An 11,902-nucleotide genomic window follows, 5' to 3' on the forward strand; every position below is an offset into this window, starting at 1 on the left:
TTATCTGCCGTGTTGGTCACGCCACTGAGCAATGGCTTCGGAGCAATCAGCGATCAGTTCCGGACCTTTGTAGATGAAACCTGTATAGAGCTGAACAATAGAAGCACCGGCTTCCATTTTCTCGACGGCGTCCTGAGCGCTCATGATGCCGCCGGAAGCAATGATCGGCAGCGCACCCTGGAGATGCTCGGAGGCCATTCTTGTGACTTCGGTAGAACGAGCCATAAGAGGTTTGCCGGAAAGGCCGCCGGTTTCTTTAGCGAGCGGGCTGTGCTCGACCGGTTCTCTGGAAATGGTGGTATTCGTGCAGATTACGCCGTTCATGCCGTGCTTAACAATGATGTCCAGCGCATGTTTGACGCCGTCATCAGACAGGTCAGGTGCAATCTTTACGGCGATCGGGACGATCTTGCCGTCGTTTTCATCGGCTAAGCGCTGACGATGTTCAGCGATACCAAGAAGGAGCTTATCGAGTTCTGCATCAGCCTGCAGGTCGCGAAGGTTAGGAGTGTTCGGAGAAGAAATGTTGATCGCGATGTAATCACCGGATGTGTAGAGGCGATCCATACACTTCTTGTAATCCGATAAGGCTTCGCTGTTGGGCGTGACTTTGTTCTTGCCGATATTGATGCCTAAGATGCCTCCGCGGTTGCGGAAGGCTCTGGCGCTCTGGAGATTCTTAGCAACCTGAATAGCACCGACGTTGTTGAAGCCCATGCGGTTGATGATGGCTTCATCGGGAATCAGGCGGAAGAGGCGGGGCTTAGGATTACCGGGCTGACCTTTAGGAGTTACAGTACCGATTTCAACGGAACCGAAACCCAAGGCGCCGAAGGCTGTGACATGCTCGCCGTCCTTATCCATGCCGGCTGCCAAGCCAACGCAGTTCGGGAAGCGCAACCCCATGATTTCAATAGGATTTTCTGGGAAGGAACGAGTTACAAGTTTCTGAGCGCCAAGCTGAGTAGCCCAGTCAAGGTTCGAAAGAATAATGTGGTGAGCTTGTTCAGGGGTAAAACGGAACAAAACTGACTTAGCAAGTTTGTAAATTGAGTTCATTTTTTTTCGTCTTAGGACTGTAAAAAGGTCTTCCCGATATTATCCGCCGATAAGGACGGTCCGAACGCTATTGAGCTGCCGGAAGACAATTCAATATCAACCGAAAAGTATACCGAATCAATGCTCAAATCGGACTCAGGTGGTGACGAAAATCAAACGAAAACGGCCTTGACATGGAAAACCAAGGCCGTCTTGCAAATATTTAGATGGAAAATACGCCTTCAATGGTGATTATGAGATTTTCCCTTGTTTGTGCCGCTCGATGTAGTGGAAAGGAAAATTTCCTGTTTTGGCATCTTCAAAATAAAGCCTGAGGATTTTGTCGACCGAGTTGAAGGCAATCTTGTCCCATGGAATTTCGTCTTCGCTGAAGAGTCTGGCTTCAAAGGATTCGGGACCGGGATTGGCTTCGGGGCTTTCCATGGCAGCAAGGAAAATCACATGCGACTGGCTAGCATGCGCTAAATCTAAATAGACGTAAGGTTCGTCGGCAATCCGGAAATCGATCCCGGCTTCTTCCTGGGTCTCTCTAGCCGCACCGTCTCTTGTAGTCTCCTTCATTTCCTGGTGTCCGGCAGGGAGCGTCCAATAGCCTTTTCTCGGATCTATGGCTCGGCGGCAAAGCAGAACCCTGTCTTCCCAAACGGGAAGGGTGCCCACAATATTTAGCGGATTCTCGTAGAAGATTTCTCCGCAGGCCGTGCAGACATAACGTTCATGATCGTCGCCCTCAGGAATCTTTCTCTCTACGGGCGCTCCGCACTGTGTGCAGAAAAGAATTGGCTTTTTACTCATTACCGACCTCCGAAAAGAAGGAGAAACAGGCAAATGATTTTGCCTGTAGGAGCCTTAGCGGTTAAACCGAGAAACCGGAATCGGTTCTCTGTAATTAAAGACATTCATTCGAGTGAGCAGCTTTCCGAGGACTTCATACTTGTACTCAAGATATCGAGCGTGCTCTTCTTCCGAAAGACTGCCTTCCTGATGCTTGATGACTTCTTCGGCCCATTCCTTAGTAAAGATATGGTGATCAAAGCTGTAGGCAAAAGCTCTGTCTAAATAGGCGACCTCAAAGTACATGGCGCCGTTGGCAGGCGTTTGAGGGGCAAAGTCCGGTGCGATAGAAGTATCGACAAAATATCTGCCCTTTAATACAGCTCGTGTCACCAACTCAATGCCGTCACGGACTTCGTCTCCGGGAAAAGAAGTGCGGAAGCGGAAATATTCGCGGCGCGGAATCTCGTTAGGACAAAGGTCTTCGAATGCTGCGTTAAGAAGGCGAAAAGTGACGCCGCTCGCGATTAAGCCGCGATTCCCGCTGTAGCGCATTAAGTCTTCTCGCTGGAAAACAATCGGACCTTCGTCATCTCTGACCGTTAGATAAGTGGTAGGTATGTAATACATATTATTAATACTCTGTTTAAAAATCACAACGGACGGTTTTTAAAGCCGTCCGTTGTGATTTTAGATAGATTACAGAAAAGCGGGATCAAGTCGGATCATTTTGGTCGGCCGAGCCTTTATCCTGCATACGACGGTAAATAGCGGCAGCGATCGGGCCAGAAATGTTGTGCCAAACCGAGAAGATGGCACTTGGAACCGCGGCGATCGGATTGAAGTGTGCCGTTGCAAGAGCGACACCTAAGCCGGAGTTCTGCATACCGATTTCAAGACTCAAGGCTTTGCACTTAGCCACATCCATGCCGGTGATCTTGCCTAAGAAGAAACCGAGCAGGAGGCCTAAACCGTTGTGAAGCACGACGACGGCGAAGACGAGGAGACCGATTTCGGCAATCTTCTTCTGAGAGACGGCAACGACAGCACTCACAATCATGATGATCGCGATAACGGAAATAGCCGGAAGGGCAGTCACGGCAGCGTCAATCTTGGACTTGAAGATCGCTTTGACGATCAAGCCGAGAATAATCGGCAGGATTACGATCTGAATAATGGACCAGAACATCGCGACAGGATTCACGTTAATCCAGGAGTGAGCAAAGAGATAAATCAATGCCGGAGTCACGATCGGAGCAAGAATGGTGCTCAGAGAGGAAACAGTCACGGAAAGCGGGACGTCGCCACGAGCCAGATAAGTCATCACGTTGGAGGCTGTACCGCCTGGGCAGCAGCCGACCAGAATGACGCCGACGGCAATGTCGGGCGGAAGATTAAAGATTAAGCAGAGCAGCCAAGCCAAAATCGGCATGATTGTGAATTGGCCTAGGGTTCCGATGGCAACAGCCATCGGGCGACGGAATACTTCGGAGAAATCGCTTGCCTTCAGTGTCAAACCGATACCGAACATAATGATGCCCAGCAGCGGAGAGATGTAAGGAGCAAAAAACTTGAAAGAATCCGGAGAGACATATGCAAGACCGGCAAAAACAAGAACCCACAGGGCAAATGTTTTGCCAAGGAATTGACTAACAGATGCAAGGAACGCCATTTTAATTTTCTAATGTTAATTCAAAATTTCTTCTAGACGTTCGAACGTCTTTGGGTAAAAGCGATTCGAATCGTGGTTTGCAGCGTTTGACTGCGTTTTAAACGTTTTCGGGATCACCGATCAACGTGTTGAATAATTTAGCTCCAAAAAATATTGCTTTTAACTTTTCGAAATACAAAATTAATTTTCGTAACATGATATTTTATATTTATATGAAATCAATTAGTTACCTTACTTTCTCTTCACTTCTCAAGTGTTCGACACGGACTTTGAATCTCAAAATAGGTTTTTTATGTCATCGGAAATTTGCATGACTTGTAGAACAGTGATATAGTTACATTCCTCGTTACACGAGATGTTTCACATTGATTGCGGGGTGGAGCAGTCTGGTAGCTCGTCGGGCTCATAACCCGAAGGTCACAGGTTCAAATCCTGTCTCCGCTACCAATTCTTTCTGAGAGGAGTTGGTTGTTTTGGGAAGGCATACCAAAACGTAAAACGACAGTTTCGTCAAACACCCAATAATTGCGGGGTGGAGCAGTCTGGTAGCTCGTCGGGCTCATAACCCGAAGGTCACAGGTTCAAATCCTGTCTCCGCTACCAATTCTATTTTTTGAATTGGTGATGTCTAAGGCGGCTGTTAAGCTGCTTTTTTCATGCCTATTTTTGACTCCTGCTAAATCCATTTTCCAAAAGTGTAATGAGGGGTTAAATATAATAATTTATTTCTCTTATTCTCTGCATTCTTAATATAATTGCGCTGTTAACCATCTAAATTTCTATGCAGGTTCTCCGCATATGTCCATTCATATGCCTGCATAACTCGGTTGGTGCGAATTAATTTTTACCCATTGATGTGGGCTTCGCATTCTTAACCACGGCCTTTGATTGCCGACGCTATCCCGACCTCCGACTTACCACCGGACGGAAACGGAATAACCCGCTTGATCCTTTACGGACAACGGAAATAGCACCTCGACTTAATTTTTTCTGTTTTATTTGGCCATGTAAAAAACATGGCCGCCTTCTATTTTCGGAGAACTAATGAAAGAATTCTCAAAGCGGAGAACCGACGCCGTTAAAGGCCTGCGCAGATACCGTTTTCTTTTTCCGCCTAAAAATAAATATTGTCTTGTCGGCTTGAAACGTCATCCGGATAACTGGCAATTAGTTGTCCTGACGCTGTGCCGAATCTACAACTGCTTCCATTCCACTAAAAACAAGTGTTGTTCAAGAGAAACCTCTGAAGGCAGAAAAAAGTTTTATATGAAGTTTTTTAAATATGCCGCTAAAGAATTTCGGATTGATCCCCGCCAGCTAAAAACGGAGCACGTCGAAGCCTATTTCCATCACAAAATCACCGAACGGCTGAACCGGGGAGTAGAGCCGAAGGTAATCGCTAAGAGAATAGACAATGAACTCAGTCATTTGAAATTCTTTGCTTGGTGGATTTCAAAACCCAATTGCATTCCGAAGTTCTCGAAAATCATGAAAGCGGAAACGTTTCGTCTGGAAAACTGCCCGATGTCTAACTTCCGCAGCTCCCATACCGATACTTCTGCACTCAGGAAGAAAGTTAACGACGCATTCAAAATCAATGATTACTTAGGCGTCCAAGTGATGGCCATGGCTTATTTCGGACTTCGTCCGGCCGAGTCGGTCAGCCTTGAGCATCAGGAGTCTTTCTGTTCCGAAGGCGGACGTCCTTTTATCCATGTGCTGAAAGGGTCAAAAGGCGGAAAGCCGAGAAAAATCCTGATGAAAACCGTTGATCAGCACGACGCCTTCGAACAGCTCAGCTCTTTTTGTACAGAAAGGGGTATTGAACTCTTTCGTAATCCTAACCTATCGGTGCAAGAAGCCCTAAGGCTTCAAAGAAAGCAGCTCGTAGAGGAGTTGGGACTTTCAAAAGAAGTTTTTGAAGGATCTGCCTATTCAATGAGACATTCTTTTGCTTCGAGAATGATGGACGGTTATAACCCAAACGGCGAAAGGTCCTCATTGGAAGTCTCTGAAGATCTTGGACACCATAGAACTGAGGTGACGGCTGTTTATGTCGGTAACATGGAACGCGCCGGAGAAGACACTATCCCAGGATTATTAACCGCATTGGTCTCAAATCCGATGCATTCAAGCACGAAAGACAGACTCAAAATGTTCTTTCGTGAGCTTCTTGTCTCTCATACATTCTTGGGTTTCTCGCTTCTGTTTTGGTGTGCGTATACCCATAACGAAGGTCGGGATTTGGAGGCATTGGCCGCAAGAAAGCAAGCGATTTTGGGAAAGAAACGCAATCTCTATACCGAAGAGGTATTGATGGAAAAACTTTCATCGATAAGTACGAAGTCGACCGCCGAACAGTTCCTGATCCAATTCAACCAGTGTTGTCCGGCTGATTGGATCGAGAAAAACGTGATGGCGCCGTTCGATGCCAACTTGTTTTTCAAATAGTGGAAAATGGCAGATTTGCCGATTTTTTCCCGCTGAGAGGCCTAAATTTTCTAAATATAGTATCAATTCGGGAAACTACTTATATTCCTCGTCAAACCCATGTAAATCAAAGGTTTGGAAAGGGTGTAAGCAGCTAAAATTTAGATAAAACAAATAGTTGAACACAATTTTCTAGGCGGAATTTACAAATTTCAGGTAGAATCCCTGATGTCGAAATAAATCGAGATTAATTGTGTTTAGTAAGTTAGAGAAAAAGACAGTTCGTCACATGATGGAATCTGTCGGACTGATCGCCCTTGGTTACATTATTGCGGTTGCCGGCGCCGAAAGTACAGCCGTCATTATTGCAGGCCTCTTAGTTATGTTGGCCGGTTGGTTCTTCCTGATTCGCTCAGGACACGGAACGCTCCATCCGAAAGCAAGACAAGTTGCAGCAGCCAGACAAGTCGAAGAACAAAAAGTCATGGCAGGCGCTACGGATTGATGAACATCATTCCATTCGAGCTCGAGTAAATCTCGGGCTTTTTTTATTTTCGGACTCTGACGACCCAATGTAAACTTCTCCAAAAGAAATCAAAAAATTCGCTTCTCTGGAGAAAAACAGAAATTCGAAAGGAGGAGGCGCTTCCTCCCCTGCCTGAAGGCAGGGGTCTCCGCGCCTAAATTTGATGAAATTCACTGTCGTCATCGATAACTATTGTGCTAAGTCAGGCATGCTCGCTGAATGGGGCTATTGCAGCCTTTTAGAGACAGAGCATGGCAACGTGATGATTGATACCGGCGGAACCGGTCATGTTTTAAGACACAATCTCGACTTTCTCAAAATTGATCTCAAGAAAGTTAGGGCTTTAGTCCTTTCTCACAGCCATCACGACCATATCTCGGGCCTCTTGGATATTGTTTTCAGCTGTCCTGGGATTCCGATCTACGCCGGTAAAGGCATCGAGATTGAGAGAAGAGGAGATGCCGATGCATCAAGAAGAAGCGGCGGCGTGCCTGTGGGTCATTTTCCTAATGCACACCTCATCGAGGATTATGTAGAAATCGTGCCTGGCGTATATGCCTTCCGAGTCCCTGAGCAAAATCGCCGTTCTCAATATGTTTGCTGCCGCAACATGTGGGAAGTTGCTCCTGACGGGCAAATTATTGCTGACCGCTTTGAAGACGATGTCTCCTTGGCAGTAAAAGGAGAAAAGGGCTGGAGCTTGCTGCTTGGCTGCGCACATGCGGGATTACCGAACATTATGCAGAGAGCAAAAGACTTGTTTGCCATCGAACGTCTGCACATGGTTGTCGGAGGCTCCCACCTTTGTGGTGTCGATCCTGAAAATTACGGCGTTTGGTTTGATCGACTGGCTGAGTTTCCTGTCGAAAAATGGCGCCTGAATCATTGCACGGGATTTAAAGCCGCGGCGGCCATGGCTGCTAGATTCGATGATGTTGACTGGGCCGGTGTGGGCTGCCGCTACGTACTCTAATTCACGAAAAGGAAGCGAAAATGATCAAGCAATTCATTGCGGATGCCTTCACAGATAAGATTTTTCACGGAAATCCTGCCGCCATCTGCCTTCCTGAACGCTGGCCGGATGACAAACTGATGCAGGATATTGCTTCCGAGAACAACCTCTCGGAAACGGCTTTTGTGGTGAAGGAAGACAGCGGCTGGAAACTTAGATGATTTACGCCGGGCGGCGAAATCGATTTGTGCGGGCACGCAACACTGGCTACTGCATTCGTGCTAATGAACTTTGTCGAGCCTGATCTAACCGAGGTTCAATTTTCCACGCTCAGCGGAAAACTTTCCGTAAAGAAAAAGAACGATCTCTACGAAATGGATTTTCCGGCGTACGAACTTAAGAGAATTGAGGTCACTGAAGCAATGGAAAAGGCTATCGGTTGTAAGCCGTTAGAAGCCTGGATCGGCCGTGACTTAGTTTGTGTACTTGAAAACGAGGATCAAGTTATCCAAGCCAAACCAGATCTTGAAAAGGCCAAAGCTTTAGACGGTTTACTTTTGCACATAACTGCCAAAGGAAAAGACAAGTACGACTGCGTGAGCAGGACGTTTGCACCGAAATTAGCCGTAGACGAAGATCCGGTATGCGGATCCGGCCATTGCCACTTAGTGCCGCTATGGTCGGAAAAGCTTGGAGAGAAAGGGATATTGGCCTACCAGACTTCTTCTCGAGGAGGCGTCCTTTACTGCGAGCTTGACGGAAAGCGGGTCAAACTTGCAGGTAAAGCCGCCCTTTATTCTCGCGGAGAACTGTGCATCGAAGTCTATAGAGCTTCAATGCAAACCGGAGTTTGCTGTCTGTATACGATTTGATCTGCTGCTTAATTTAGATCGTGTACATGACGGCAAAATAATGCGTGACGCTTCCGCCTAAGACAAATAAATGCCAAACCGCATGGTGATAAGGAAGTCTTTGCCAGTTATAGAAGATCGTACCGAAGGAATAGAGCAGACCTCCGGCTACAAGCAGGACTAAGCCAGTGACGGGCAGGGCTTCTACAACCGGTTTAAAGGCAAACAGAACCAGCCAACCCTGAAAGAGATACAGGAAGGTGTTAAGCTTGTCGCTTTTCTTCATCAGCCAGGGCTGGAAAATAATACCGAAGGCAGCAATAATCCAGCAGGCCGTGCAAATCGTGATGCCGATCCAATTCGGCATCAGATTCAGCATAAAAGGCGTGTAGGTTCCTGCGATCAAAAGAAAAATGCAGGAGTGGTCAACATACTGGAGCGCCTTTTTGGCTCTGACGTTCGGTATAGCGTGATATAGTGTACTTGCTAAATAAAGAACGATCAGAGAAGACCCGAAAATACTAAAAGTAGTTACAGCCAAAGCATTTCCGTGCCGGATTCCGTAAAGAATTAAGAAGACAAGTCCCACTATGGAAGCAACGACCGCCAAGCCGTGGGAAATAGCGTTGGCAATCTCCTCACCGCAGGTGTAAAACTTCTCCTGCGTTCTCAGAAAACCTGAATAAGTACAGTCCATTCTTATCTAGTCGGTTTCTTTCGAAACCGCCTCCCTTATGTCTGATTGTTAATCCCAATATAAAAGTCTCAGAGATCCCTAACGAAAGTAAAAAAGCTGACTTTGTAACAAAGCTATTCACAGCGAGGCAGATAGGCAAAACTCGTCTTCTGCCTCAGGCGCATGAACTGGCAATGGGTTAAGATTTCTGAATCCTCTAATACACAAGGAGATTTTTTGTGAAAGTTTTTGCTCAGAACAGAACAGCAGCTTTTGATAAGAGGGCTGTTATTAAGTGTGCTGTCGCTGTTGCTCTGTTAGTTGCTGCGTCTAAGGTTTCTTTTGCGATCGGTCCTGTTCCTCTAACCATGCAGACATTTGCCGTCGCTGTCGTCGGCGCTTGGCTCGGAACACGCCAGGGCGTCGCCGCTGTTATCGCATACTTAGCCCTCGGTTTTGCAGGTCTTCCCGTTTTTGCCACGCCGCTTTGCGGCCCTGCCGCTTTGATGGGTCCGACTGCCGGTTACTTAGTTTCTTTCCCGATGGCCGCTGCCATCAGCGGTTTGCTTGCTGAAAGAGGCTGGACAGGCAAACGTGTTTTTGCTTCCTTCATCAGCCAGTACGCCGCCAATATTTTTATTGTCGCTTTCGGCGCACTCTGGCTTTCTGCTTCCATCGGCGTAGAAAAGGCTGTTCTGGTCGGCTTTGTGCCGTTTGTCATCGGCGCCTTGCTTAAGGCAATCCTTGGCACCGCAGTTCTGTATGCAAAAGAATTAAGCAGCAGACAATAATAAGAATATTCCTTGAAGGCATAATCCGGAGGTATTAATCTTCGGATTTTTTTATGCTTATTCAAGAGGTTGGCTTGTATCACATTACTCAGGGTTTTTTCTTATGAACTTTGGGATGTATCCCAATCCTGAGCTAAGTCTTAAATTTCACATATCGAAACAATCAATGTTTCGAATCACCTCGATCACGGAGAAAACATATGAAAGTTAAGACTCTTTTGAGCTTTGCCGCAGCACTCTGCTGTGCAGCCGCTTTCAGCATGAGCGCCCAAGCTCAGTTGAAAAATTCGCCGATGCATGCCAACCTTCCTGACAATGCAACAACAAAAGATTGCTTGGTTTGCCATCAGTCCTATCAGGCTGTAGCTCAAAAAACAGCCAAGATGAATCCGAATCCTCACAGCAACCACCGCGGTGAACAAAACTGCACCAACTGCCATAGCGTTAAGGGCAAACCGCACCTCGAATGCAATGACTGCCATACATTCGCAATCAAGATGAAAGGAGAATAATAAAACGACAAGCGTATCTCGTCGTACTTTCCTTGGAACAGCCGCTGCTGCTTCCGTTAGCGCTGTCGCTGCTCCTGCAATGGCTGCTTCCACTTCCGGAAACAATCTTCCTGCCAAATGGGATGACACAGTTGACGTCGTCGTCTTGGGCTGCGGCGGTGCCGGTATGATGGCCGCCTGTCAGGCACACGATGCCGGCGGTAAAGTTGCCGTTTATGACGCAGGTCAGTCTCCCTTCCATACAGCTACCAACCTCTGCGGCGGCTTGTTCACAGCTTGGGGTTCCAAGATGCAGAATGCCGACCCCGAAGGCCGTAAAGACTCCTGGCAGCAGTTCGCCGAAGACATCATGGCTTATGGTAACTACATGAGCTTGAAGGAACCGGTTTACTGCTTCGCAAAGAACTCCGGCAAAGCATTCGACTTCCTTGAAGACGCCGGTCTTGCCAAACATCACCTTGAACCGTATGCCGGCCACAGCCGTCTGCGCGCTCACCGTCAGGACTCTTTCAAGGGCCGTGACTACATTGAAGTTCTGGTCAAACAGCTCGACAAGCGCGGTATCAAGATCAACCACGGTATGGGCGTTACCAAGTTCTACTATGACCCGGCTACTAACACCGTTGTCGGCGTTCAGGTAGGTGAAGGCGACAAAGCCAAGAACGTCAAGGCCAATAAGGGCGTTATTATGGCTACCGGCGGTATCACCGGCACACCGCAGTCTCTGGACCGCTGGGTTCCGAGCGTTGCAGGTAAGGGCGTTGCCATCGGCGGTCCGAAGAATGACGGTACAGCTATGATGGTTGCTGTTCGCGACGTCGGCGTTCCTCTGTCTCACATGCAGTACATCGCTTCTTATCCCTGCGGTATCGTTGTCAACGGACGTAACGGCCCGTACTGCCGCTGGTGGTTCATCACCAATAACGGCGGTATCTTGGTCAACAAGAACGGTCAGCGCTTCATTACAGAAAAAGAAGGTATCTGCCACGTTACTCCGTCCCTGGCTTCTCAGCCTGACGGCTGCCACTATGTCCTCTGCGACCAAGCCGGTTGGGACCGTACCCTCAGCAAGATCAAACTCGGTGCTTTGATCGGTCTGCCGAGTTGGCCTGCCGAACGTGTTGAAGCAGAATTCAAAGTCGGTAAGAACCTCTGGAAATGCGATACTCTTGAAGAACTCTGCCAGAAGTCCGGTATGAACCTTGACGGTCTGAAGAAACAGATCGCCACATGGAACGAAGCAGCTAAGAACCATAACGACCTGCAGTTCGGCCGCAGCGACAAGGATATGTATCCTCTCGGCAAAGGCCCGTACTACATGATCCGTATGGAACCGTGGAACAACCTCTCCTGCGGCGGGGTTCGTGTTAACGAAGACCTCCAGGTTCTGGGTTGGGACATGAAACCTGTTAACCACTTCTATGCAGCCGGTGAAACCGTTGCCGGTGTTCACGGAGCCTTCTACTGCGGCGGTAACGCCTGCGGCTTCGCTCACACCTCCGGTTGGGTTGCAGGCCAGAAGGTTATGGGCAAACAGATCGGTTAATTCTCCTGTGATCTGACGAGAGAATGGGGCGCCGCAAGGCGTCCCTCTCCGATAATTTGGATGGGAACGGCGTCTTCGGGCGCCGTTTTTTGGTGTGCTCGGCATGAGCATTC

The 11,902-nt window shown here is 48.0% G+C and carries 11 protein-coding genes, 2 tRNA genes and 1 pseudogene; 9 read left to right on the forward strand and 5 right to left on the reverse strand.

Annotation, left to right across the window (positions count from 1 at the left end; genetic code table 11):
* From HMPREF9439_RS05425 to HMPREF9439_RS05440, 4 genes are all read right to left on the reverse strand, one after another.
* A complete protein-coding gene (locus HMPREF9439_RS05425) occupies window positions 1–1,059 on the reverse strand; it encodes a quinone-dependent dihydroorotate dehydrogenase (protein WP_008811299.1) in 1,059 nt (352 codons plus the stop codon).
* A gap of 231 nt (window positions 1,060–1,290) precedes the next feature.
* Window positions 1,291–1,854, reverse strand: coding sequence for an NUDIX hydrolase (locus tag HMPREF9439_RS05430; RefSeq protein ID WP_008864057.1), 564 nt, complete (start codon window positions 1,852–1,854; stop codon window positions 1,291–1,293).
* 54 nt (window positions 1,855–1,908) lie between these two features.
* Window positions 1,909–2,463 (reverse strand): hypothetical protein, encoded by a 555-nt coding sequence (locus tag HMPREF9439_RS05435; RefSeq protein WP_008864058.1) that lies wholly within the window; start codon window positions 2,461–2,463, stop codon window positions 1,909–1,911.
* 85 nt (window positions 2,464–2,548) lie between these two features.
* The gene (locus HMPREF9439_RS05440; protein ID WP_008864059.1) at window positions 2,549–3,505 is read right to left on the reverse strand and encodes a bile acid:sodium symporter family protein; all 957 of its coding nucleotides are present in this window, start codon (window positions 3,503–3,505) and stop codon (window positions 2,549–2,551) included.
* Window positions 3,506–3,875: 370 nt separating this feature from the next.
* Here HMPREF9439_RS05440 and HMPREF9439_RS05445 point away from each other — a divergent pair.
* The 6 genes and pseudogenes from HMPREF9439_RS05445 to HMPREF9439_RS05470 all read left to right on the forward strand — a co-directional run bounded on the left by HMPREF9439_RS05445 (window position 3,876) and on the right by HMPREF9439_RS05470 (window position 8,285).
* Window positions 3,876–3,952, forward strand: a tRNA-Met gene (locus HMPREF9439_RS05445).
* A gap of 79 nt (window positions 3,953–4,031) precedes the next feature.
* Window positions 4,032–4,108 (forward strand) — tRNA-Met (locus HMPREF9439_RS05450).
* A gap of 441 nt (window positions 4,109–4,549) precedes the next feature.
* Window positions 4,550–5,956, forward strand: coding sequence for a site-specific integrase (locus HMPREF9439_RS05455; RefSeq protein ID WP_040603447.1), 1,407 nt, complete (start codon window positions 4,550–4,552; stop codon window positions 5,954–5,956).
* 232 nt (window positions 5,957–6,188) lie between these two features.
* Window positions 6,189–6,440: a hypothetical protein gene (locus tag HMPREF9439_RS05460; protein ID WP_008864061.1), complete on the forward strand. Its 252-nt coding sequence runs from the start codon at window positions 6,189–6,191 to the stop codon at window positions 6,438–6,440.
* Between the two features lie 184 nt (window positions 6,441–6,624).
* Window positions 6,625–7,434, forward strand: coding sequence for an MBL fold metallo-hydrolase (locus tag HMPREF9439_RS05465; protein ID WP_008864062.1), 810 nt, complete (start codon window positions 6,625–6,627; stop codon window positions 7,432–7,434).
* Window positions 7,435–7,454: 20 nt separating this feature from the next.
* Window positions 7,455–8,285 (forward strand): annotated as a pseudogene (locus tag HMPREF9439_RS05470) (PhzF family phenazine biosynthesis protein).
* A gap of 13 nt (window positions 8,286–8,298) precedes the next feature.
* Here HMPREF9439_RS05470 and trhA read toward each other — a convergent pair.
* Window positions 8,299–8,961 carry a PAQR family membrane homeostasis protein TrhA gene (trhA, locus tag HMPREF9439_RS05475; protein ID WP_008864066.1) on the reverse strand — a complete coding sequence of 221 codons (663 nt, stop codon included), beginning with the start codon at window positions 8,959–8,961 and terminating at the stop codon, window positions 8,299–8,301.
* A 218-nt stretch (window positions 8,962–9,179) separates the two neighbouring features.
* On the opposite strand from trhA, the gene HMPREF9439_RS05480 reads away from it, so the two are divergent.
* The 3 genes from HMPREF9439_RS05480 (at window position 9,180) to HMPREF9439_RS05490 (ending at window position 11,789) form a co-directional block, all read left to right on the forward strand.
* The gene (locus HMPREF9439_RS05480; RefSeq protein WP_008864067.1) at window positions 9,180–9,731 is read left to right on the forward strand and encodes a biotin transporter BioY; all 552 of its coding nucleotides are present in this window, start codon (window positions 9,180–9,182) and stop codon (window positions 9,729–9,731) included.
* A 200-nt stretch (window positions 9,732–9,931) separates the two neighbouring features.
* Window positions 9,932–10,243 carry a cytochrome c3 family protein gene (locus HMPREF9439_RS05485; protein ID WP_008864068.1) on the forward strand — a complete coding sequence of 104 codons (312 nt, stop codon included), beginning with the start codon at window positions 9,932–9,934 and terminating at the stop codon, window positions 10,241–10,243.
* Between the two features lie 79 nt (window positions 10,244–10,322).
* Window positions 10,323–11,789, forward strand: a complete 1,467-nt coding sequence (locus HMPREF9439_RS05490) for an FAD-dependent oxidoreductase (RefSeq protein ID WP_008864069.1) — start codon at window positions 10,323–10,325, stop codon at window positions 11,787–11,789.
* Window positions 11,790–11,902: the final 113 nt, after the last annotated feature.

Origin of the sequence: Parasutterella excrementihominis YIT 11859 (assembly GCF_000205025.1) — a bacterium.
In the GTDB taxonomy this organism is placed as follows: Bacteria; Pseudomonadota; Gammaproteobacteria; order Burkholderiales; family Burkholderiaceae_F; genus Parasutterella; species Parasutterella excrementihominis.

Bases quoted from the DNA above. Each gene is read 5' to 3' on its own strand.
- HMPREF9439_RS05425 (WP_008811299.1), bottom strand. From the start codon at position 1,059: ATGAACTCAATTTACAAACTTGCTAAGTCAGTTTTGTTCCGTTTTACC.
- HMPREF9439_RS05430 (WP_008864057.1), bottom strand. From the start codon at position 1,854: ATGAGTAAAAAGCCAATTCTTTTCTGCACACAGTGCGGAGCGCCCGTA.
- HMPREF9439_RS05435 (WP_008864058.1), bottom strand. From the start codon at position 2,463: ATGTATTACATACCTACCACTTATCTAACGGTCAGAGATGACGAAGGT.
- HMPREF9439_RS05440 (WP_008864059.1), bottom strand. From the start codon at position 3,505: ATGGCGTTCCTTGCATCTGTTAGTCAATTCCTTGGCAAAACATTTGCC.
- HMPREF9439_RS05455 (WP_040603447.1), top strand. From the start codon at position 4,550: ATGAAAGAATTCTCAAAGCGGAGAACCGACGCCGTTAAAGGCCTGCGC.
- HMPREF9439_RS05465 (WP_008864062.1), top strand. From the start codon at position 6,625: ATGAAATTCACTGTCGTCATCGATAACTATTGTGCTAAGTCAGGCATG.
- trhA (WP_008864066.1), bottom strand. From the start codon at position 8,961: ATGGACTGTACTTATTCAGGTTTTCTGAGAACGCAGGAGAAGTTTTAC.
- HMPREF9439_RS05485 (WP_008864068.1), top strand. From the start codon at position 9,932: ATGAAAGTTAAGACTCTTTTGAGCTTTGCCGCAGCACTCTGCTGTGCA.
- HMPREF9439_RS05490 (WP_008864069.1), top strand. From the start codon at position 10,323: ATGGCTGCTTCCACTTCCGGAAACAATCTTCCTGCCAAATGGGATGAC.